Origin of the sequence: Mangrovibacterium lignilyticum (assembly GCF_010882175.1) — a bacterium.
Lineage (GTDB): Bacteria > Bacteroidota > Bacteroidia > Bacteroidales > Prolixibacteraceae > Mangrovibacterium > Mangrovibacterium lignilyticum.
On the sequence record NZ_WKLH01000001.1, the window covers coordinates 1,818,525 to 1,840,232 of the forward strand.

Genomic DNA, 21,708 nt, shown 5'->3' on the forward strand with positions numbered 1-21,708 from the left:
AGCATAAAAAAATCCGGCTCGAAGGCCGGATTTTTATATCTAGTGATTTCGATAGAATCAAAGTTCTGTTTTAATGCCGTCAACGATACCGTATTCCAACGATTCTTCAGCAGACATCCAGTAGTCGCGATTAAAATCTTTCATAATACGCTCGAACGGTTGACCACAGTTGTCGGCCAAAATTTGGGCACCTAACTTTTTGGTCTTGATGATCTCATTCATCTGAATTTCAATATCAGAAGCCGGACCACCGGCACCACCACTGGGCTGGTGAATCATCACCCGGCCATGAGGCATTACAAAGCGACGGCCTTTTTCTCCCGCTGAAAGCAGAATTGAACCCATCGATGCAGCCAAACCCGTACAAATTGTCGAAACGGGGCTGCTAATGCTTCTCATTGCATCATAAATTGTGAAACCTGAAGTTACGTATCCACCAGGACTGTTGATGATCAATTGGATCTCTTTACCGGGATCTTCCATGTCTAGGAATAACAAACGTTCAACCACATGTTTGGCTGAATGGTCATCAACCTGTCCCCATAAAAATACCTTGCGTTCGCCCAATAATTTGGCGTCTATTTGGTCTTGTAATTTTGATTTACCACTCATGTATCTTCGTTTTAAAAATATTCTTCAACAATATTACATTATTTTCTACCAAAACGGAAAACGACAACCCATTTGCCGGCAGAAAATTAACACTTGTGCATCCTGTTTTTCCAATTGGGGATTATTGAGTCGTTGTTTGTCCAGGTTTTTCTCCTTCCTTAGAACCTTCACCCAATCAACATCACCATGTTAAACCAAACCATCACGTATAACAAAAGTATTGATCTCAGGCAACGGAACTAACTTTCTCCTGCAAGAAAACGTTGAGCTCTTTTCGTCTATCCGGATCAGCTTCATCCAGATCAAGAACCAACTGCTCACCATCCTGCAAGTCTATTTGCAGCAATCCATTTTCAATTTTGATGTGCTCAATCTGGTTAAACCAAATTGATTTTCGGGAAAGTTTCCCGATACTGATAAACATTCGTTTCGACGTGTAGCCAATATAATTACGACGAAATAGTTTCAGGTAGAAAAACGCCAGCACCAATATTCCTATTCCAATCAGCCGTGTATTCCATTCGCCGTATTTCATGGGGATCAAGTCGAGACTCCCTGAAGTCAACATTGCAATTGCGAGAACAATAAGCAATACATTTTTCGCACTTCTCAAATTTTCAATACGTATTTCCATTTCTCTTATGGTTGAACTAAAATTGAATAAATACCGGTTGAAGAATCATACTCAAATTCAGCATCATCAATCCGTGTTTCTTTATAATCTGTGAAAGAGCAGCAATCCCCGTTCTTGCGCTCGGCATCAACATAAAACGTCAGCAGATGTTCTCCTCCTACGCTCACTTCAAGGTTAACAATTTCAGTTTTCCATCCAACCGAATAAATCGCCAACAAGTCAATACTATTTTCATCAATAAAGCTGAATTCATAGGATTCATTATTCAAGGTATTCACAACCTCGATTTCTGACGCATCAAAAGTACCATTGGTAAATAAATTTTCACCCGAACTTATGTCGATGATTTGAAAAGTGAATAATTCGGGTGGCGTAAAGCAGGCTATGTCTTCGCAATCATTCTTGTTACCACATCCAAAAGCAATTACCAGCGTAAGAAGAAGCAAAATCCTGTAGAGACGTTTCATATTTAGGGGTTAGATAATTTACAAATGCTAATAAAACAGGACCAGCCCTGTTTATCGGGAATGTTCATTTTCAGCTGGCAAGTTAAGAAATAGTATGTTAACAAGAAATACTCAAGAACCGTAAAATTAGATTTATACGGAATTTACTTAGTTGGCTTTCACCTTAAAAAAACAAAGCCGGACTGCAACTCCGGCTTTAACTATTGTTCACTATCTTTTTTTCGTTTACTTCTTAAACGAGAAGGTTGCGGTTCCAATGTTACTGCCGTCAGCAAAAATGTCAATCGTGTAATCGCCAGTCATAAAACCATCAAAGCCGGTGTTATCCCAATAAATATTCACGGGCAATTCATTCCCCTCGTAGGTTATTTCCCGCATAGCCGAATACGGTATTCTCAAATCTTCAAATTGAAAAAGGTCATTCTTCGACTGCACCAGCAAAATCTGGTCAGGCCGTAAAATCCGAACATAAAGATTCTTTGCGCCACGTTTCGCAGTGATATTTTTACTCAATGTGAAGCTAATCATCAGTTGTTCCGCTTTAGAGCTGTTGTTAACTTCCTTCCCCTTCCGGTTAATTCCGATAACCTGTAAATTTAATGCTTCGAGCATCGCAGCCCGTTCAACCCGTTGCGACAATTGTTTCTTCTCCTGCTCCAACGCCCTGTTCTTGCTTTCGACTTCCATATAATCCTGCTTCACCTGCTGATTTTCGGCCATCAGTTGCTGGTTACGCTGGTTCAACGAATCTACCTGCACAATATAATTCCGCATAATCTTGCGCAACGAACCAACTTCTTCCTGGTAACGCGATATTTGATCATAGCTGGCCTTTTTAATCTGACCAACTTCGAGCAACAAGTTTTTTACTTTAGCCTGCGCCACAAACAACTCATGATTTAGCGTGTCATTATCGGTTTTCAGCGAATCGTAGTTTTGCACCATCTGGTTCAGTTCGGTTTGAATGGTGTTTTTCTCCAGGTTCAACGATTCCATAATCATCTTGTGCTCACTGCGCTGCTGAAATAATAGCACGACAACAATCACTAAAAGGACTCCCAGGAAAACAACTATTAAATTATTCCGTCTTTCTTTTTCCGTTTTCCCGAATGAGAATTTTTTCTTCTTTTGTTCCAGTTCTGTCATAAATCAAGCATGTTTCAGGCCCTAAAAACCGTGTTTATTTGTGGTATATTTTGCCGCTCAGAAACCTTCTTATTCAGTTCGAAGCCGCAAAATTCGCCCGTAAAAATAGTATTATTTTATGGGCAGTCAAATTATTCGAAGGGTACAGTTCGCTACTAATCAGGACTAAAATCCGCACTGCCGCTTCATTCCCTGATTCATACGAAAATTCAGGCGGCCATTGCTGGTAGGGTTGTCGATTGCCCGAGAATTAAATTGCATTCCCACAAGAGTCGCTATACAGCAAAAGGGCTAAAAACTGAGCTACGACTTTGATCAGAACCGGACAAAAGGAAACCCCGGGATACTGATACTTTTTTATCTTTGCATCGTATTAAAGAGAGTAAAAAGAACTGAAAATTGAGCAAAAAGAAATTTGACATTACGCTGTATAGCTGGGGCGAATACTCCAGCTGGGACAAACAAAGCAAAGCTCTTCCCAAAATTCTGAATATTACCAATACCATTGAATCAGACATCGGAACAGAATTTGGCTATGTGTTGAAGATCAAAAAAGCGAAAGGCTACAAGCTGGATTTCAGGGTAATCCATCCTTCTTTTAACGATGAATTTGGCGAACCGATGGACGACTTCACCGGAGAAGTTTACATCAACAGCAACGATTATGAGTTCTTTTTAGGAGATTGCATCTGGGAACCACTGGATGACAAACTGGGTCCCTGGCGGTTAATCACCGAGTTGGAAGGGAAAGTAATTGCGGACAAAACCTTGTATCTTGTCCGCAAAGGCGCTGAATTTTAAATTAGCCGTTGACCAGTTTGCTCAACTTGTCGTGAGATTCATCACAAGCTTCTACCAATTCCTGACCAATCTTGTGGTAAAACTTCTTGGTCAGTGCAGGGTTATCTTTCCCATCAGGATGATTCACCCGGTTACGCAAATTGTTGCGGAACACCAATATCTCACCAACAATGGCATAAGCGCCTTCACTATCGGCATCCTTTGCTACATGGATGTATTCAAAGCAATCCAGAACGACCTGCCCTACCAGGAAGTCAATGTCTTTTTTCAGATTTCTTAATTTTGCCATAATCAGTCTATTTCAGAATTTAGCGGGAAAGTTAGCGATTTTGCATCTAAAAAAATGGCTTTCACCGAGCCAATCTGGATTTTAGTCTCCACCATGATCGGAATATGGTTTTGGTCGGCGGTGAACCACACAAACATATCTTCACCTTCCGGGAAAAACGCCCCTTCCATCAACCAAACTGAAACCTTGTAACAGTTGAACTTACGCCCATTCCGGGTTTTCACCTGTTCAATTCCTTTATAGCGAAAGTAAAACTCCGATGTCTTATCATCGGCCAGCATCCGGAACTTGACCACTTCATCTTTCTTCAGATGATCAAAATCGTAGTTCCGAAACTGATAAGCCTGACTCAAAATATCGTGAATCCCCTTTTTGTAAGGAAAGGTAGAATTAATCGGCTCACTATCCTTTGAGTCGTGAAAATAGCTGGTCTGACCTGCGGGCTGGTTAAATTGATAAGACTGTTGCGAGAGCGACCCGCCATGACTCACCGACCGGTAAAAGTAACGGGGTTGAAACTCCGGGTAACTCAGGTAAGTGTAAAAAGTATCCCGGACGGTATAAATCAGGTCGTAAGCCTTGTACGTATGTCCCGTCGCTTCAACAAACCACTCGGTGTCTCCCTGTTGCTGAACCGTATCAGCACGAAACACGATTTCACCGGCATTCACCCAAATGAAATGCCAGTTGTAATAAGCGCCGTAAGAGATTTCCTCGCCTGGAGAAAAGACACTGTCCGTATTTTGCCCATTCGAATGGCCCAGCCCGATCAGCAGAAAAACGACGACTAAACTAGCGCGAACCACCCGGCCGTTTATTTGACGAACCGGACTTGCCCCCTTTTTCTTTATCTTTTTCAAGCTGATCATCATCAATCAATTCCTTTTTAAACTGCAGGTCATCCGGCAGAGCCCAAGTTTCGCGCACCTCAAAGTTCGACCTGGTTTTGATAATTTTGGGATAGTAAACAACCCGTTCCGGCTGAATATTTTTCTCCAAATCACCGGTATCCCATTGCCCGTTTCCATTGCGGTCGACAACTAAGCGAATCTTGAATTTATCGGGATTTAAATAGGGAAATTCTATTTCTCCATCAGAAGTGATGGCAATTTGCTGAACGACTTCTTCCTTATCTGTATTCTTTAACAACTGGACAAAACTGGGTCCCGGCAGGTTCGATACTGCAAGAATAATCTTGGCATAATAGCCTTCTTCGCGAATAACGATCCGCTGCCCAAATTTATTCGATGGGTAACCACCAATACTGACAGCTGCAGCCGAATCAACCTGCAACCGGTATTCTTCTTCAAACTCCCAGGGATAACTGATTTGATAACGCCGCATGTTGACACTGTCGCGAATGACGGAATACTCCAGTTCCTCCTCCAGCGTATCGACTTTCTGATACAAGTGAATCATGGAGAAATCAATTTTTTCCAGCGGCTCAGGTACTTCTAACAGATACTTACGATAGATATCGAAACCGTCCTTACCGTTTCCTTTGAATGAAAAATGGGGAACCTCTTTAACCTCTTCCTCCTCCTTTTTCTTCTTTTTCTTCTCGCGAACCTCCGGCTTTTTGAAAAACAGATCCAAGGTGTCTGTTTTTATCACCAGATTCTTCATACTGTCCAACACTTCATAGTTCACCTGAAAAATCAGGGTATCCATTTTAGCGATTGTCGTATCACGAATCCAAAGGTTCAATGAATCCCGGTGGGCCGAATATTCAAACAAAGCCCAGTCGGGAGTTGGCTCCGGACTAATTAAATTCAGGCTGAAGGAATCGGTCAGGGCTTCATCAAAATAGAACTGGCACAAATTTGCCCGTTCCCGTTTCGAATCTTCCAGGTATTGCTCGTACGACTCCTCTTCAAACAACAGCAGATAATGTGGTTCCTGTTCATACTTCAACCCTTCGTGAGCATGTTCCCCTGCGGCAAGCTCAGTTTCTTCCAGGTGACTGGTTAATATTGAATCGGGCGCAAGCGGCGCGTCCGGAACAATCAACGAATCGGAAAAAGCGATGAGCTCGGCGCTCGAGTTATAGGTCAAACTGTTGTCGGCATCCTGCAGCGCGTACAAGCGATACTTGCCGGCAGCAATATTATTGATCATGTAAAAACCGTCTTCATCGGTTCGGGCAATATAATCGGGAATACTGTCGCGGAAATAGTGCAAACTGTCAATTCGGTGCAACAAGACCATTACGTCGGCCATCGGCTCCATATTTTGCGCCATCCGGACATAACCTCCTACCATCAGGCTATCGAACTCCGGCCCGTTACTGAACGAGAAGCGGTAATTCTCCAACGGATTCTTCTCATTGTTATCCGCTATCGAATTTTTAAAATCGAGCGAGTAAGTGGTATTGGGTTTCAATTGGTCATCAAAATCAACGATCAGTGTTTTCGATTTGGTGCGCACCAACGGCTTTTTAGCCAACGGTGGCGATACGACCAGCTGCGTGGCTACATCAGTAGAGATGATAAACTCATCGAAGGTAATGTTGACCGTTTTACCTTTATAATTGCGGGCATTTACCCCAGGCACAGTCTTTACCACAACCGGCGGAATGGAATCCTTGTCGCCACCGGTAGGCATGCCCGGATTAGCACAGGAAGTTGTGAAAATCAGGTAGGCCAGGTAGCCCAAAACCGTTGTGAATACAAATTTCTTCATCTGTTTTTGATCCTCGTAATTCTATATTATATGAGTTCCCGCCACCGGTTGCTCCCGGTTCCTATTCCACGGTAACTGATTTTGCCAGGTTGCGGGGTTGATCCACATCGCATCCACGCATCAGCGCGATGTAATAGGCGAACAACTGCAAAGGCACAACCGTCAACAGCGCGGCTACAGCCGGATGCGATTCAGGCACTTCAAATAGATCATCGGCCATATTTCGAAGACCGTTGTCTCCTTCGGTGACCACTGCGATGATATTTCCTTTTCGGGCTTTCACTTCCTGAATGTTGCTGACCACTTTTTCGTAATAGCTGTCTTTAGCCGATACCACCACCACCGGCAGGTTGTCATCAACCAAAGCAATCGGTCCGTGTTTCATCTCACCGGCGGCATAACCTTCAGCATGCATGTACGAAATTTCTTTCAGCTTAAGTGCTCCTTCCAATGCGACAGGAAACAAGTAGCCACGTCCCAGGTAAAGTGCATTCACCGAATCTTTGTATTTCGCCGCAACCTCTTTAATATGGGGATGCTTCAACAAGATACTTTCTACCTTTCCGGGAATTTCCAACATCTCATTGATAAACATTTTCAACGTCTCAGCATCAATCTGTCCGCGCTCCTTGGCCAATTTAAAAGCAAACAAGGTTAAGACAGTCACCTGGGCAGTAAACGCTTTGGTCGAAGCCACCCCGATTTCAGCACCGGCATGCGTATAAACACCGGCATCGGTTTCACGGGCAATGCTCGAGCCAACCACATTACAAATTCCCAGAATGATAGCCCCCTGCGCTTTGGCCATCTTCAGCGCCGCCAGGGTATCGGCTGTTTCGCCACTCTGGCTAACGGCAATAATCACATCGCCCGGGTTGATGATTGGTTTCCGGTAACGGAATTCCGACGCATATTCAACCTCAACCGGAACGCGTGCATATTCTTCAATCAGGTATTCAGCCACCAGCGCAGCGTGCCAGCTGGTTCCGCACCCGATAATAATAATCCGCTTAGCCGCGGCGATTTTCGGAAACACATCCATCAGGCCACCCAATACAATGTCTTCCTGTCCCTCGTGAATCCGTCCCCGGTAAGTATCGCGGATGGTATCGGGTTGTTCAAAAATCTCTTTGAGCATGTAATGTTCAAAATCACCTTTGTCAAGGTCTCCAATGTTTAAGTCAACCTTCGTGATTTTAAAATTCGCCGGATCGTTATCCACCGTCTTCAGGGTCAGGCTGTGTTTTTCTATCACGGCCACGTCACCATCATTCATATAGATCACGCTGTCGGTATATTCCACAATCGGACTGGCATCCGAAGCCAGGAAATATTCCCCCTGACCGATACCAATGACCAGCGGGCTACCCATGCGGGCAGCAATCATCCGGTCTTTTTCGTGTTGACACAACACCACGATCCCGTAGGCGCCGACCACTTTCGACAGGGCAAGGCGAACCGCGATCTCAGCGCTGTTCACTTCATCCAGGCGGTAGATATATTCAATCAGGTTAACCAACACTTCCGTGTCGGTGTCGCTTTGAAACGTATAGCCTTTGGCTGTTAAATCCTTTTTTAGTTCGTTGTAGTTCTCGATGATCCCGTTGTGTACCAATACAAAATCGTTGTTCATCGAACATTGCGGGTGGGCATTCCGGTCACTGGGCTCACCGTGGGTTGCCCAACGGGTATGGCCAATTCCCAGGTGGCCGTGTATATCTTTATCGGCAACAAAAGCTTCCAGTTCGCTTACTTTGCCTTTCTTTTTATAGGTTTTCAGGTTGTCGTTATAAATGGCAATACCGGCCGAATCGTAGCCTCGGTACTCCAATCGTTGCAACCCTTTAATCAGGATGGGATAAACATTTTTATCACCAATGTATCCAACTATTCCACACATGTTTATTCGTTTGAGGCAGCCGTTCGGGACCTGCCTGTTTGTAATTCAATCTATTAAAACGTCGTACCCCTTCTCCCCTGTACTGCAAAAAATCAACGGTTAATTACGGCAATTATTTCCGTTTCATTTTCAATTTTAACAAAAGCTAACTTTCCGATAAACGGCCATCAAGCTTTCCGGCTAAAAGTCAGGTCGACAAAATAAATGTCCCAAAGCTACAAACTTCGTCGAATAATTGGTTTGCTTTTGGTCCAAATAAGCACCCGGATGACCATTTATCGCCCCTGTATCAAACAAAAAAGTCACCCCGGAATTAATCCGGGATGACTTTTCAATTCTTACGAATTGTACTATTTTTTACAAAACTTTATCGTAAAACTCGTTGTACGCGTCAAGATACGTCTCTTCCGGCTGATAAGGCAAGCTCAATTTTTGAGATGCTGCAATGTATTCGGCCAGTTGCGGGTTAATTTCCTCGCTCCCTTGAATAACAGCATCGGCATACTCAATACCCAGCTTAGACATGCTTTCATACGATGGTTCTTTCAGCAATTCAACATCTGAAGCCTTGATCCCATCGATCATAACATTTTCAGCCGCTTTCGAATTTAACGGTTTTTTAAAGTTTTCATTATAAACTGAATAAACCACCTTCGACTTGGCAAACAACGGATCGTCGTTATAGGCCTTTTTGATGTACATCGGAACCAGCGAAGTCAGCCAGCCGTGACAGTGAATCACATCGGGAGCCCAACGCAACTTGATAACAGTTTCCAGTACGCCGCGAGCAAAGAATACCGCGCGTTCGTCGTTGTCATCAAACTCTTTTCCTTTACCATCTTTCAACACATGCTTGCGATGAAAATAGTCTTCATTATCAATAAAATACACCTGCATACGAGCAGCTTGTATTGATGCAACTTTGATTATCAGGGGGTGGTCTGCATCACTGATCACCAGGTTCATTCCCGACAAGCGGATCACCTCGTGTAATTGATTTCGACGTTCGTTCACATTCCCGTAACGAGGCATGAAGGTTCTGATTTCACGTCCGCGCTCCTGAATGCCTTGTGGCAAATACCTGGATTTTACGGACATCTCTGATTCGGGAAGGTAAGGTGTTATCTCTTGAGAAATGAATAAGATTCTTTTCTTTTCCATGGAAATATGCTGAAATTGATGTCGGCAAAATTAATAAAAATATAGCTAATATTCAATTAAAACTGCCTTCACACAAGGAATTTGAATGAAACCAACAAATCATTGGGACATCGTACCGATTAATTTATTTATTTTGCGTGCTAATTTTTTACCCATGTTGGTTATTCATGAAATAAGGGATTTAAAAGCGCTGATCGCAGCTCAAAAGGCTGACGGCAAATCAATTGGATTTGTTCCTACGATGGGCGCGCTGCACCGGGGACACTTGTCTTTGGTACAAGAAGCCGGCCGACAATCCGACTTTGTAGTGGTGAGTATCTTCGTGAACCCCACCCAGTTTAATGATCCAAAAGATCTGGAAAAATATCCGCGAACGCTCCAAGCTGACCTGGAATTACTGGAACACAGTCCGTGTTGCGTTGTTTTTGCCCCAACAGTGGAAACCATGTACCCCGAACCTGATACCCGCCGGTTTAACTTTGGCCAGCTGGAACAGGTGATGGAAGGTCAGTTCCGCCCCGGACACTTCAACGGTGTCGCACAAGTGGTCAGCAAATTCCTCGAAATCGTTGCGCCCGACAAGGCTTTTTTCGGCCAAAAAGACTTTCAACAACTGGTAATTGTGAAAGCAATGGTAAAACAACTAACTTTGCCGGTCGAAATAATTGCCTGTCCCATCATTCGCGAAGCCAGTGGTTTGGCCATGAGTTCACGAAACGAAAGGCTTAGCCCGGAACAACGCGAGAACGCGGCAGTCATTTATAAAACACTGCGCGAAGCCAGCAACAATGCCAAAAACTTCAGCGTAGAAGAACTTAAGACACAGGTGGTGGAAAAGCTGAACGCCAACCCTTACCTGCAAACTGAGTACTTTGAAATCGTGAATGATACAGATCTCGGATCTGTTGAACAATGGACCGAACCGGTAAACAAAGTGGCATGCGTAGCTGTTTTTTGTGGTGAGGTTCGACTGATTGACAACATTGTTATAGCGTAACAGAAAACACAACAAGCCGGTCAACTCCCGGCAATGAAAACAAGACTGGTCACCGACCTTAAAGGAGAACGAAATGTATATTGAAGTTTGTAAATCGAAAATTCACAAAGTAACCGTTACTGAGGCCAACTTGCAGTATGTGGGAAGCATTACCATTGATGAAGATTTGATGGATGCAGCCAACCTCATCGAGAATGAAAAAGTGCAAATCGTAAACATCAACAATGGGGAACGATTGGAAACTTACGTCATTAAAGGGGAACGCAACTCAGGGGTAATTTGTCTGAATGGCCCGGCTGCCCGTAAAGTAGCTGTGGGCGATGTGGTCATCATTATTTCGTATGCCACCATGGACTTTGAAGAAGCCAAAAGCTTCAAACCGCAATTGGTCTTCCCCGATACGGAAACGAACAAGATTGTGTAAGCACACCCAAAATCATAGACAAACCCGAGGCATTCGCTTCGGGTTTTTTTGTAGCCGGAAGGACCGATCAGCTCGAAGCATTTGCCAAGCGGTTCGAAGCCGTTCAGTAAATTCTACAAAAAAACCTCCCACTCCGGATAGCATAACCGAAATGAGAGGATATCTGATCTCTGTTTGATTTTGGGGTTGTAGGGAATCACAATGAAAAAAAGACGCAGCCCGCCTATTTGGCGTTACCGGGGCCGTACATAATCTGGCCGCGAATTTCGCCGCCCGGATACTGGTCGGTATGAACATTCACATAGGCGCCGCCCATTTGCAGCTCTTCAACCAGGCTCCACAGCGGTTGACCGGCTAACGCACCCGTCAGGTTATCAGCCGTGATAACACCCATAGCCAAAATCCCATTGCTGGTTCCGGGTATGGTAACAGCAGGTGGAGCCGACGGATACAACCAAACCACCACGCCTCCGTTTGCTCCGGCCGGAGCCAGATGAATATGCGACATCCGGATATTATCCAGCTTGGCCACAATTAATTTATACGACAGCTCCATCCCGTCCTTACTCAACTGGAAAACAGCCTCGCCCACTGCCATCGACTCATTGGCCGGCACTTCCTCGTCACCGCTTAAATGAGCTGTAAAGTTCATCACCATCGGAGCTCCTTTTAAGTTTGCGAGCTCCTGCTCATCGGGAACAATGCTGTTACAGGCACCCAGTACCAGCATCCCGAGAACAATCAAAATCAAATAAACATTTTTCATAATCCCCTCGTTTTGGTGTATAATAAAGATTTAACGAGCGCAATCTGAACGAAGTTTCAAATAAAAGACAAATCAATCCGTTAAACCATTCGTGCCGACCGTTCCCCGCTTTTCATTAACTTTAAGGGTCACAGCTAAACCGATACGAATGTCAGAATTTACCAACCACAAGGCGAAGCGCCTGCAAAAGCTAACGACCCTGTTCAGGGCTATCCTGGTGAGCGAAAATGTGAAATCCCTGTACCACGAATACCGCGGCATCATCAACTTGTGCATTCCCTCCGATGTGGTTTACCTGGTCGATGAGCTGGTAAAGGAGAATATTCCCATGCCCGAGTTGAAGAAGGGCATTAACAAACTGCTGAACCTGCTGCACAAGCCCATTGCCGATTACCCCTACACGCCGCCGCCGGCCAACAGTTATCTGGGGGTGCTGCAGGAAAACAACCGCCTGATGCTGGAAAAGCTCACTGCACTGAAACCGGGCATCAAAGCGCTGAACCAGGCTCCCGGCGACACCGCGATCAAGCAGCAGGTGATCGGCCAGCTGCACGGGCTCGAACCGTTTTCGAGCTACTACTTCATTAAGGAGAACCTGCTGTTCCCGGTCATCGAAAAGCACCTGCCCGAGTTCCGCTGCCTGTCGGTCATGTGGTCCTTCCACGACGATATTCGCCGCAACCTGAAACAGGCCATCGCCCTGCTCGAAAGTCCCGATACCGACCTGGCAACCTTTAACCGCTGTACCGGCGATTTCTTTTTCAACATGTCGGCCATCCGTTTTCGCGAAGAACGTATCCTCTACCCGCTGGTGGCCGACACGGTTCCCGAGCGCGAGCTGCAGGCCCTGCTATCTGAAAGCCTCGAAATCGGCTTCCCCTTCTACCAACCCGAGGCACCCACCCAAAGCAGCCAGCCGGCGGAACACACCGACGGAACCCTCGACCTGGGAAGCGGCCAGCTAAGCCTCGAACAAATTAAGTTGCTGTTTAACCACCTGCCGGTCGACATTACTTTTGTCGACGAGCACGACAAGGTGCAGTATTTCTCCACCCCGAAAAAGCGGATCTTCCCGCGCACCAAAGCCATTATTGGCCGCGATGTGCACAACTGCCACCCCAAAGAGAGTGTGCATGTGGTCGAAAAAATTGTACAGGCTTTCCGCGACGGACGCCGGGATGTGGCCAGCTTCTGGATTACCATGAAAGGCGAACGCCTGCTCATCCAGTACTTTGCCCTGCGCGACGAAGCCGGAACCTACAAAGGTGTGGTCGAGGTGTCGCAGGAAATTACCGGCATCCAACAACTCAGCGGCGAGCAACGCTTGCTGGATTGGGAGGACGAGTAGTCCCTGTTATCACTCGCAGCAGACAGTTGCCTTGATCCCCCGAATGGATCGGAGGCCCTTGTCCAAAAAGCACACGAGCAGGCGCCATCCCAATTGCGCACGCTCTACCCGAAGACTAATAACCCGTCCTTCCGCTTGCTGTAACACACGATCGCCCTTCACCGTACCAAAACTTAAATTCACCAGCGTATGAAAAAGCCCAGCTCCTTTCGGCTCATCGCCCCCCTGTTTTTAGCCGGTCTGTTATTCCTCCTTTTCACAGGCAATGTGCAGGCCCAATGGTATAAAAAATACGGTGTAACTGAGATGAACGAGTTAACGGAAGTACAGTTAAGCCATGCTTTACACAAAGCAAAACGTAACACCTGGATAGGCGCAGCAATAACCGGAATAGGGACAGCACTAATTATTGAAGGTATTATCGACGTTAGTAAATCAAACAAGGATAATAATTTGTTTGAGGAATTTGCCAACGCGATTGGGGGTACCACCGAGATTGTTCTGGGGGTAGTCCCTTTCCTTGCCGTTGGAGTACCATTAATGGTAGCCAATGCCAACCGAAAGAAAAATATCGAACTGGCGCTTGTTCGACTCGGAACAACCGCCTGTTTCGGAAATAATCCTTCGGTAAAGTGGGGATCCAATCAATCGTCAACACTTGGGCTAAGCCTAAAGATCAACTTCTAGGGCGACCACCGATAGGCCTTTCCGCCATAGTCATCCCGGAGCAGGACGGCAACCACCGCGGTATGGTGGAGGTGTCGCAGGAAATTACCAACAGCCTGAATTGAGACGAGGAATCTTAATGTTCAGTCACCGTCCTCCGTGAATGCTTGCCAGCTTTTCCCTAACTTTACGATATGGCCGATGTACACAACAAGCAAACGCGCAGCTATAATATGAGCCGAATCCGGGCGAAGGATACCAAACCCGAACTGCTGGTGCGGAAGTATCTGTTTGCGCATGGCTTTCGTTACCGGCTCAATGTAAAATCCCTCCCGGGAAAACCCGATATCGTACTTCCCAAATACAAAACCGTAATCTTTATTAACGGTTGCTTTTGGCACGGCCATAAAGGCTGTAAATATTTTGTACTTCCCAAAACCCGAACAGAATGGTGGCTCGATAAAATTAAAGGCACCCAACGCCGCGACCGCGAAGCCGAAATTTTGCTAAACGTGCAGGGGTGGAAAGTCATTACTGTTTGGCAGTGTGAATTGAAGGGAAAACTACTTAAAAAAACTCTCAATAGTTTAATAGATTCAATTTAAACAAGAATACTAACTCACTCATCATTAGCCATTACAGCACCCCTTCTCTATAAACATCTGATTTAGCATTGTCTGTCCCTTTTGTTTAAGATAAAATTAAGTTAATTTAGACTTAACTTTACGTGGGGACAAATTCCTTCATCCAAAAGGAATAAGCGCAAGAATAAAATTTATTTTAACATCTGATTTCTATATACTCGATGCCAATACCAGTAATTGACATATTTGCCGGACCGGGAGGTTTAGGAGAAGGTTTTTCTAATGTTTTTGATGAAAACAATGAGAGAGTATTTGATATAAAGCTTTCGATTGAAAAAGATAAACACGCCCATAAAACGCTTGAATTAAGAAGTTTCTTTAGGCAATTTCCTTTAGGGGAAGCACCTGACGAGTACTACGAATTTGTAAAAAACTACAATCCTGCCAAAGACAAAGAACAAAGGGAAGCGCTATTTGCGAAGTTTCCAACGGAGGCTCAAATAATAAAAAATGAGGCATGGCAATGTACGCTTGGAGACGACAACTTTCCTCCCGAAAAGGTTGATGAAAGGATCTCCACCGCGTTGAACGGAGAAAGAAACTGGGTTCTTATTGGAGGACCTCCCTGCCAGGCCTATTCATTGGTTGGCCGATCAAGAAACAGAGGAATTTCGGAAGAAGATCACCGGGTATTCCTGTACCGCGAATACTTAAGAATAATAGCCGTACACCATCCTGCAATATTTGTCATGGAGAATGTAAAGGGCTTGTTATCAGCCAAACTGGATGGAAATCGGATTTTTGACTGGATAAAAAGTGACCTGAAAAACCCATCACGTGTTTTCCCCGGGAAAAACTCTCCAAAATATCGTATATATTCCTTCGTCAAGGAACCTTATAAATCGAAGGGCGGAGACCCAATTTACACAAAAGACGAGGACTACCTGATTAAAACGGAAAGGTTTGGCGTTCCCCAAAACAGGCATCGCGTTATTTTATTAGGAGTACGTGATGACATTGTTCTTGATAACTTCCAACCTTTAAAGGAAACCCCGAAACGTAAATTGAAAGATGTAATTGGTGAATTACCCAAACTTAGAAGCGGTATCGGCCGGGAAATTTGCGGTGAAAACGCAAAAGGGAAAAACAAATACAAAGCAATACCCGACAGCTGGAAAAACTGGGAAAAAGCAGTAACCGGTTATTCGAAGAAAGTTTCAAAAGAACTAGACGTTGCATATTCGGTGAAAAATGTACAACTTCAAACAGGATCGAATTTCACAAAAACTGACCTTATTGAGGTGGAAAACCCACTGAAAGACTGGTATCATGACTCGCGTCTTGGAGGAGTCTTAAACCATGAAACTCGAACACACCTGAAAGAAGATTTGGCTCGATACCTTTTTTCATCGCTTTACCTGAAGAAAAATAGTGATTTTCCAAAGCTAAGAGACTATCCGGACTGGCTTCTCCCGAATCACAAAAATGCCAAAGGGGGAAAATTTGCAGATCGTTTCCGGACACAACGCCCTGAACAACCGGCAACAACAGTAACAAGTCATATCTCGAAAGACGGGCACTACTTTATTCATTATGACCCCGAACAGTGTCGAAGCCTCACCGTTAGAGAAGCGGCACGCATACAGACTTTCCCTGACAATTATCTGTTCTGTGGCACACGAACCCAGCAATACCATCAAGTAGGGAATGCTGTCCCTCCATATTTGGCGAAACAACTAGCTGAAATTGTAAAAGATATTTTCCAGTATTTATGAAAGAAAAAAGAAGTATACCCGGAGCGGCGAAAACATTTAAAGCCTTGAGAAGTTTAGGATACGACATCAACTCCTCAATTGCCGATATCTTAGATAACTCAGTAACAGACAGCGTAGGTTCAAATAGAATAGAGATCACGTTTGACCGCAATTTTGAATTTGAACTCGTTGTAAGAATCAAGGACGATGGAGTTGGAATGACAGCTGTCGAGCTTGAGGAAGCTATGAGAATTGGAGCTGATTCCTATTATGAAACAGGTTCTCTTGGAAAATTTGGCTTCGGAATGAAAACTGCTTCTTTAGCCCATTGTAATATTTTAACAGTTTTATCGAAAACCAAAAACTCGGAAATAGTTGGTTATAGATGGAACATGGCTCATGTAAAAGAAAAGAGAGATTGGATTTTACTGGAATTGGAAGAAAATGATATTAACCAAATACTTTTTAAAGAAGGGTTGAGCCTTGGCAAACAAGGAACCATCGTACTTTGGGACGACGTTTTTGGAATAAATAGTGAATACAACTCCCATATAAGCCCCAAACTCGCTAGAAACTATCTCTTTCGCAAGACAGAAAGTTTAAAACTGCACCTCCGAATGGTGTTTCATCGGTTTCTAGACAGGAACTTTGAAGATGCACGAAACGTTGCAATAATCGTCAACAAAGACAGACCACTCACGCCATGGGATCCCTTTTGTGTCATAGAAAACGCCACAAAACTGGTGCCCTTAAACCATACGCTTTCTCATCTATACATAAAAAACTACAACAATCCGATTCTGATGAAAGCATATGTGCTACCTAGCAAGGATAATTTTTCGTCGGACAAGGCATGGAGAGAAGCAAAAGGGCTGTTGTCATGGAATGATGCACAAGGATACTACATATACAGAGCCAATCGATTAATCCGCTTTGGTGGATGGCATGGAACTAAATCAAAGGACGAACACGATAAGCTTGCTCGATTGAGTATAGACGTAGATCCAGAATTGGATGATGAATTTAAAATAACTGTAAATAAGAATAAAGTTGAGTTTCCTGAGCTGTTATTCCAACATTTAAAGACCAAAGTAAATCCATTAGTAGTTAAGCAAGCTCAATCTAAATATAGAAAAGAGCCAGAAAAAAATAAAGTTGAAAATAAGCTTAGAAATAACAACAAGTTTGAACAAGTCTCTAGAAATATTCTGACAGAAAATAAAATACATACTAAGCCTGGTAAAGATAACAGCGGCTTTGTGGAGGTCCATAATTCCAATGGCTCCTGGCTTTCCAATAAATTGAATGAATTCCTTAAATACGGAAGTAGCAAAGACTATGAGATCGTTTCTGATCATATTGAAAATGGACAATTGTGGAAACTAGTGTGTGATCCTTATAACAAATTTAAAGTCATAATTAATTCCTCACACCCCTTCTACACTCAGATGTATAAAAAAGGGGTTGACAAACAAGTCACAGAAGCAGTGGATGCCTTGATATTCTCTCTCGCCTTTGGAGAACTCTATAATAGGAACCAACAAAATGTGAATTTATTTGAAACATACAAGACTGTATTCTCATCGACCTTAGAAAAATTAGTAAAAGAAAAAATTGTCTAAATGGAAGATCGGCACATTCAACAACTAATTCAAAACCTGATAGATCGTTTCGAACACTTTGGTGAAAGTAACTTCGATTTGGATAAGGAATTTAGAGATCTCTCACACCCTATTACGAGAGAACCCATTCAAGATGACAATAAGTTAGCCATAGAAAAAGAATTTTTAACTCATGTCCGATATAAACGTTCTCACGATGGTGCAGTTTTGGTGCCAGTATCAATAGTATCTGACCCAAGAGACCATGAGGAATGGTATGATGAGTGGCTCGAAAATAACGATGATGCATTAGGAAGTTATTACTGGAAAAGACTCGAAAATTTCCTTTCAAAAGAGTTAACAAGAAAGTATGGAGCTGAAAGTGCAGGAGAAGTAGTTCAATCAATTGACGGAGCAACACACTCCATAATGAAAATGTTATCGAATCCAAGACGGAAGGAATTTAACTTCAAAGGACTCGTTGTTGGTTTTGTTCAAAGCGGAAAAACTGCAAATTTCACGGCATTAATTGCAAAAGCTGCTGACTCCGGATACAAGTTTATCGTTGTTCTATCTGGGATTCACAGTATCCTTAGACGGCAAACGCAAATTAGGCTCGACAAGGAATTAACTGGGATGAATGATATGAATCTTGATGATTCCTTCATTGACGAACCTTCTGATATCAAACGGTGGAATCGAATCACCACTGGGCGACTGAGGAAAAGAACATCAAGGAACGGCCAAATTATTATTAATGACTTGGGTGAGTTCGACACCATTAATGTAGATCCATTTGATTCCCTTTGTAATAGATCAACGCCAACAATTGCTATCATTAAAAAGAATGTGAAAGTACTTGAAAGATTGATCGCCTACATTAGTCAATCAAATAACGAAAACAGGTCCAGAATGCCGCTGTTAATAATTGACGACGAGGCAGATCAAGCTTCTGTTAATGGAAACGCAAACGACCCCGACTCTGATCCTACTACTACAAATCAGAGAATCCGAGACTTATTAGGACTGTTTTCTCGTAAAACTTATGTAGGCTACACAGCAACACCCTTTGCCAACGTCTTGATAAATATGACAGACACAGATGATCTGTATCCAAACAACTTCATTGTTTCTCTACCAAGACCTTCTGGGTATTTTGGAGCGTCCAGCATTTTCAAAGGCGACTTATCTAACAGATTTGTTCAACAAATTCCGGATGAAGGAAATGAATTAATAAGGTATGGAACAATTACTGCCAACTTGGCGAATGCAGTCGATCAATTCCTATTTGGATGTGCAGTGAGAAATTTGAGAAATGACAGAATGAAGCCTATGAGCATGTTGGTGCATATTTCTCAACGAATTAATACGCATGGAGTCCTCGCCGAGATTATAACTGGATATATAAGTGACCTAACAGGTAGATACGGTAATAAATCATCCAACACGCAATTGAAAACAGAGTTACAGGAAGAGTGGGAACTGTTTACTAATGATTGTGATACAATAAACTCAGAATTGGATTGCAATAACCCAATTCCCGAGTTTAACTTCATTTGGGAAGAATTGGGAAATGTACTGTCTGCAATTCAAGTGATTGAGCTCAATAGTTCATCAGATGATATTTTGGACTATACCACTAATGAAGAAATTAAAGTAATCGCGATTGGGGGAAATCAATTGTCTCGTGGACTTACTCTAGAAGGATTAATGGTTAGTTACTACCTAAGAGCAAGTAGACAATACGACACTCTACTACAAATGGCGAGGTGGTTCGGTTACAGACACGGTTACCAAGATCTGACAAGAGTACACACTACGGAGGTAATTTGGGAGTTCTTTGAACACCTTGCATTAGTAGAGGAGGAACTTCGAAGTGAGATCTATCGATATGAAGAGGACAAATTAACTCCTATGAAAATGGCAGTTGCAATAAGAGATCACAGAACTCTAAGTGTAACTTCTCCAAATAAGATAGGTGCAGGACGAAGAAGACAAACTTCATTTAGCAAATCTTTGAATCAGACGATTTGGTTCCCGCTTGATAAACCTGAAGCCTTACGCGCAAATTTAATGTTAGGAAAAGTATTCATACAAGATATCAATAATGACTGCGGATTCAATAACGTTGACGATACAGGCGTATATCTTGCAAAAGGGAAAATTGATGGAGAAAGAGTCCTTGAAAGTTTCTTAAATCGATACACCTTTGCAAGTAAAGAAAGTACAGGAGGCCCCGGCTTAGACGCAGAAGGATTGCTCTCCTACATCTTTCGACGCCTCAATGACTCAGAGTTAACTGAATGGAGTGTCGCCGTCGTTGGAAATGCGACACCCCAACCAAATAATACACCGACTAATTTTGGAGGACTACGCATAAACACAATACAACGTAGCAGGAAGCACACAAGTAAAGGTTATAATATTGGTGTTTTAACTGATCCTGAACATTTGCGCATCGATTTAGAAGAAAATGCTACTTCTCCATATGACGGAAGAAGTCCTCAAAATCCACTCCTACTTCTTTATCCAATTTGGAAAAATAGTGAAGCAAGAATGTTTAAAGAGAATCCTAATTTTGATGAAAGGATTGATCTTTTCCGATTTATTGAAACGGAAAAAGTCGATGTTTTGGCCATCGGCATTGTTCTACCATCAAGCAACTACGAACCAGACAACTACATTGGACAATAATGGACTTTAAAAAATTATCCTCATCTACATGGGATATCCTAGATCAAAATGGGGATCCAGCTAAAGGGTACAAAACTATTTGGCTTGCAATGACAGAAGAAAAAGATTCTGGTCTTCATATCTTCAAAGACAAACTCGGTTATTATCATTTTGCGATTGCAACGTCAAATCTACAATTGCCATACGTTGAAAATCCGAATGTAAATGGACTACAAATTCAGGTCACCAACTATCAGTTCGCGAATGGACCCCAAAGCCAATTCATAGACTTATGTTGCAGCATATCTGGATATCTTGAAGAATTTACCCAAATAGTTACTGAAATATCAGAAGAAGTTCTTGTTAAAAACGCCTCCCCAAAAGATGCCGTCACCATGGTTATAACCAATTGGTTGTCCTTTTGGTCCAAACAAAAGAGTAACGCTCTTTCTGAGACAGAACAACTAGGTTTAATAAGTGAGTTATTAGTTTTGGATCGCCTTTGCCTAATAAATTCAACAAATGCATTAAAGTGTTGGCGAGGTCCCCTCAACGAAAGGCATGATTTCAATTTCTCAGCTTGGTCGATTGAAGTAAAAGGTACAACAAAGGAGAATCGCATTCATTTAATAAACGGGGTTGACCAACTAAAATCTTACCCTAAAAAAAGACTGGGTCTGGTATCTTGTTCCTTCAACAAGACCGAATTTCCAACAGAATACAATCTAAATTATCTGATCAAAAAGATTAAACAGGACTATTTTCCGAAGAAACCAGACCTCGCAGTCGCTTTCAATAACCTTCTTGCAGAAGCAGGTTATTCTCCTCTTCACAACGATATTTATGACCGATATAATTTAGAACTAATTGATTCAATGTTTTTCGAGGTAAACGAGACATTCCCAAAATTGACTTCAGAAATACTCAATCAACGTTTAGATGAGAGAGTAAGTGGTGTCAACTATAAAATCTCCTTGAACGGTATGACAGGCATTAAAATTGATGACTTGAGGTGGGGTGAGTATTTCTTTTAATCTTAAGTTTCAAGTCTGTTAGACCATGTACAATTTCGTTAACTTAGGCATCTTTATAATCTTCGAATCTATTCTTTGATTGCTTATTGCCTCTGAATGGCAAATGCATTCGAGCGATCCAAGTTTCAAACCAGCCCACCAAACTCTTCCCCGCTCTACCGCTAGAGAG

20 protein-coding genes are annotated in these 21,708 nt (G+C 43.1%); 10 read left to right on the forward strand and 10 right to left on the reverse strand.

The window, feature by feature from the left end; all coding sequences use genetic code 11:
- Positions 1–57 precede the first annotated feature (57 nt).
- From GJV22_RS07265 to GJV22_RS07280, 4 genes are all read right to left on the reverse strand, one after another.
- The gene (locus GJV22_RS07265) at positions 58–612 is read right to left on the reverse strand and encodes a ClpP family protease (RefSeq protein ID WP_163710809.1); all 555 of its coding nucleotides are present in this window, start codon (positions 610–612) and stop codon (positions 58–60) included.
- Positions 613–838: 226 nt separating this feature from the next.
- Positions 839–1,246, reverse strand: a complete 408-nt coding sequence (locus GJV22_RS07270; RefSeq protein WP_163710812.1) for a hypothetical protein — start codon at positions 1,244–1,246, stop codon at positions 839–841.
- A 5-nt stretch (positions 1,247–1,251) separates the two neighbouring features.
- A complete protein-coding gene (locus GJV22_RS07275) occupies positions 1,252–1,713 on the reverse strand; it encodes a hypothetical protein (RefSeq protein WP_163710815.1) in 462 nt (153 codons plus the stop codon).
- 225 nt (positions 1,714–1,938) lie between these two features.
- Entirely contained in the window at positions 1,939–2,859 is a 921-nt protein-coding gene (locus tag GJV22_RS07280; protein WP_163710818.1) for a hypothetical protein, read from the reverse strand.
- Positions 2,860–3,258: 399 nt separating this feature from the next.
- Between GJV22_RS07280 and GJV22_RS07285 the strand changes: the two genes are divergently transcribed.
- Positions 3,259–3,660, forward strand: coding sequence for a DUF3859 domain-containing protein (locus GJV22_RS07285; RefSeq protein ID WP_163710821.1), 402 nt, complete (start codon positions 3,259–3,261; stop codon positions 3,658–3,660).
- A 1-nt stretch (position 3,661) separates the two neighbouring features.
- On the opposite strand, the gene GJV22_RS07290 is transcribed toward GJV22_RS07285, so the two are convergent.
- The 5 genes from GJV22_RS07290 to GJV22_RS07310 all read right to left on the reverse strand — a co-directional run bounded on the left by GJV22_RS07290 (position 3,662) and on the right by GJV22_RS07310 (position 9,692).
- On the reverse strand, positions 3,662–3,949 hold the full coding sequence (locus GJV22_RS07290; protein WP_163710824.1) for a hypothetical protein: 288 nt from the start codon (positions 3,947–3,949) through the stop codon (positions 3,662–3,664).
- 2 nt (positions 3,950–3,951) lie between these two features.
- Entirely contained in the window at positions 3,952–4,821 is an 870-nt protein-coding gene (locus GJV22_RS07295) for a DUF3108 domain-containing protein (protein ID WP_163710827.1), read from the reverse strand.
- Positions 4,742–6,631, reverse strand: coding sequence for an Ig-like domain-containing domain (locus tag GJV22_RS07300; RefSeq protein ID WP_163710830.1), 1,890 nt, complete (start codon positions 6,629–6,631; stop codon positions 4,742–4,744). The genes GJV22_RS07295 and GJV22_RS07300 overlap by 80 nt, the downstream gene beginning before the upstream one ends.
- Positions 6,632–6,692: 61 nt before the next feature.
- Positions 6,693–8,531: a glutamine--fructose-6-phosphate transaminase (isomerizing) gene (gene glmS / locus GJV22_RS07305; RefSeq protein ID WP_163710833.1), complete on the reverse strand. Its 1,839-nt coding sequence runs from the start codon at positions 8,529–8,531 to the stop codon at positions 6,693–6,695.
- Positions 8,532–8,888: 357 nt separating this feature from the next.
- Positions 8,889–9,692 (reverse strand): glycogen/starch synthase, encoded by an 804-nt coding sequence (locus GJV22_RS07310; protein ID WP_163710836.1) that lies wholly within the window; start codon positions 9,690–9,692, stop codon positions 8,889–8,891.
- An 85-nt stretch (positions 9,693–9,777) separates the two neighbouring features.
- On the opposite strand from GJV22_RS07310, the gene panC reads away from it, so the two are divergent.
- Together panC and panD are read left to right on the forward strand one after the other, a co-directional pair.
- Entirely contained in the window at positions 9,778–10,689 is a 912-nt protein-coding gene (gene panC, locus GJV22_RS07315; RefSeq protein ID WP_238480295.1) for a pantoate--beta-alanine ligase, read from the forward strand.
- A 73-nt stretch (positions 10,690–10,762) separates the two neighbouring features.
- Positions 10,763–11,113 carry an aspartate 1-decarboxylase gene (gene panD / locus GJV22_RS07320; RefSeq protein ID WP_163710839.1) on the forward strand — a complete coding sequence of 117 codons (351 nt, stop codon included), beginning with the start codon at positions 10,763–10,765 and terminating at the stop codon, positions 11,111–11,113.
- A 223-nt stretch (positions 11,114–11,336) separates the two neighbouring features.
- Here the strand turns inward: panD and GJV22_RS07325 are convergent, their stop codons facing one another.
- Positions 11,337–11,879: a CHRD domain-containing protein gene (locus GJV22_RS07325; protein WP_205461763.1), complete on the reverse strand. Its 543-nt coding sequence runs from the start codon at positions 11,877–11,879 to the stop codon at positions 11,337–11,339.
- Positions 11,880–12,027: 148 nt separating this feature from the next.
- Here GJV22_RS07325 and GJV22_RS07330 point away from each other — a divergent pair, with 148 nt between their 5' ends.
- From GJV22_RS07330 to GJV22_RS07360, 7 genes are all read left to right on the forward strand, one after another.
- Positions 12,028–13,227: a DUF438 domain-containing protein gene (locus GJV22_RS07330; RefSeq protein WP_163710842.1), complete on the forward strand. Its 1,200-nt coding sequence runs from the start codon at positions 12,028–12,030 to the stop codon at positions 13,225–13,227.
- 189 nt (positions 13,228–13,416) lie between these two features.
- Positions 13,417–13,914 carry a hypothetical protein gene (locus GJV22_RS07335; RefSeq protein ID WP_163710845.1) on the forward strand — a complete coding sequence of 166 codons (498 nt, stop codon included), beginning with the start codon at positions 13,417–13,419 and terminating at the stop codon, positions 13,912–13,914.
- A gap of 173 nt (positions 13,915–14,087) precedes the next feature.
- A complete protein-coding gene (locus GJV22_RS07340; RefSeq protein WP_163710847.1) occupies positions 14,088–14,498 on the forward strand; it encodes a very short patch repair endonuclease in 411 nt (136 codons plus the stop codon).
- A 200-nt stretch (positions 14,499–14,698) separates the two neighbouring features.
- Positions 14,699–16,252, forward strand: coding sequence for a DNA cytosine methyltransferase (locus tag GJV22_RS07345; RefSeq protein WP_163710849.1), 1,554 nt, complete (start codon positions 14,699–14,701; stop codon positions 16,250–16,252).
- Entirely contained in the window at positions 16,249–17,853 is a 1,605-nt protein-coding gene (locus GJV22_RS07350) for an ATP-binding protein (protein WP_163710852.1), read from the forward strand. The genes GJV22_RS07345 and GJV22_RS07350 overlap by 4 nt, the downstream gene beginning before the upstream one ends.
- Positions 17,854–20,526, forward strand: a complete 2,673-nt coding sequence (locus tag GJV22_RS07355) for a Z1 domain-containing protein (protein WP_163710855.1) — start codon at positions 17,854–17,856, stop codon at positions 20,524–20,526.
- A complete protein-coding gene (locus GJV22_RS07360; protein ID WP_163710858.1) occupies positions 20,526–21,539 on the forward strand; it encodes a PD-(D/E)XK motif protein in 1,014 nt (337 codons plus the stop codon). The genes GJV22_RS07355 and GJV22_RS07360 overlap by 1 nt, the downstream gene beginning before the upstream one ends.
- Positions 21,540–21,708: the final 169 nt, after the last annotated feature.

What these genes read in the sequence shown, in the direction of transcription:
- GJV22_RS07340 (WP_163710847.1), top strand. Translation starts at nt 14,088, where the DNA reads ATGGCCGATGTACACAACAAGCAAACGCGCAGCTATAATATGAGCCGA.
- GJV22_RS07280 (WP_163710818.1), bottom strand. Translation starts at nt 2,859, where the DNA reads ATGACAGAACTGGAACAAAAGAAGAAAAAATTCTCATTCGGGAAAACG.
- GJV22_RS07350 (WP_163710852.1), top strand. Translation starts at nt 16,249, where the DNA reads ATGAAAGAAAAAAGAAGTATACCCGGAGCGGCGAAAACATTTAAAGCC.
- panC (WP_238480295.1), top strand. Translation starts at nt 9,778, where the DNA reads ATGAAACCAACAAATCATTGGGACATCGTACCGATTAATTTATTTATT.
- GJV22_RS07270 (WP_163710812.1), bottom strand. Translation starts at nt 1,246, where the DNA reads ATGGAAATACGTATTGAAAATTTGAGAAGTGCGAAAAATGTATTGCTT.
- panD (WP_163710839.1), top strand. Translation starts at nt 10,763, where the DNA reads ATGTATATTGAAGTTTGTAAATCGAAAATTCACAAAGTAACCGTTACT.
- GJV22_RS07310 (WP_163710836.1), bottom strand. Translation starts at nt 9,692, where the DNA reads ATGGAAAAGAAAAGAATCTTATTCATTTCTCAAGAGATAACACCTTAC.
- GJV22_RS07265 (WP_163710809.1), bottom strand. Translation starts at nt 612, where the DNA reads ATGAGTGGTAAATCAAAATTACAAGACCAAATAGACGCCAAATTATTG.
- GJV22_RS07360 (WP_163710858.1), top strand. Translation starts at nt 20,526, where the DNA reads ATGGACTTTAAAAAATTATCCTCATCTACATGGGATATCCTAGATCAA.
- GJV22_RS07290 (WP_163710824.1), bottom strand. Translation starts at nt 3,949, where the DNA reads ATGGCAAAATTAAGAAATCTGAAAAAAGACATTGACTTCCTGGTAGGG.
- GJV22_RS07300 (WP_163710830.1), bottom strand. Translation starts at nt 6,631, where the DNA reads ATGAAGAAATTTGTATTCACAACGGTTTTGGGCTACCTGGCCTACCTG.
- GJV22_RS07330 (WP_163710842.1), top strand. Translation starts at nt 12,028, where the DNA reads ATGTCAGAATTTACCAACCACAAGGCGAAGCGCCTGCAAAAGCTAACG.
- GJV22_RS07355 (WP_163710855.1), top strand. Translation starts at nt 17,854, where the DNA reads ATGGAAGATCGGCACATTCAACAACTAATTCAAAACCTGATAGATCGT.
- GJV22_RS07325 (WP_205461763.1), bottom strand. Translation starts at nt 11,879, where the DNA reads ATGAAAAATGTTTATTTGATTTTGATTGTTCTCGGGATGCTGGTACTG.
- glmS (WP_163710833.1), bottom strand. Translation starts at nt 8,531, where the DNA reads ATGTGTGGAATAGTTGGATACATTGGTGATAAAAATGTTTATCCCATC.
- GJV22_RS07345 (WP_163710849.1), top strand. Translation starts at nt 14,699, where the DNA reads ATGCCAATACCAGTAATTGACATATTTGCCGGACCGGGAGGTTTAGGA.
- GJV22_RS07335 (WP_163710845.1), top strand. Translation starts at nt 13,417, where the DNA reads ATGAAAAAGCCCAGCTCCTTTCGGCTCATCGCCCCCCTGTTTTTAGCC.
- GJV22_RS07275 (WP_163710815.1), bottom strand. Translation starts at nt 1,713, where the DNA reads ATGAAACGTCTCTACAGGATTTTGCTTCTTCTTACGCTGGTAATTGCT.
- GJV22_RS07295 (WP_163710827.1), bottom strand. Translation starts at nt 4,821, where the DNA reads ATGATGATCAGCTTGAAAAAGATAAAGAAAAAGGGGGCAAGTCCGGTT.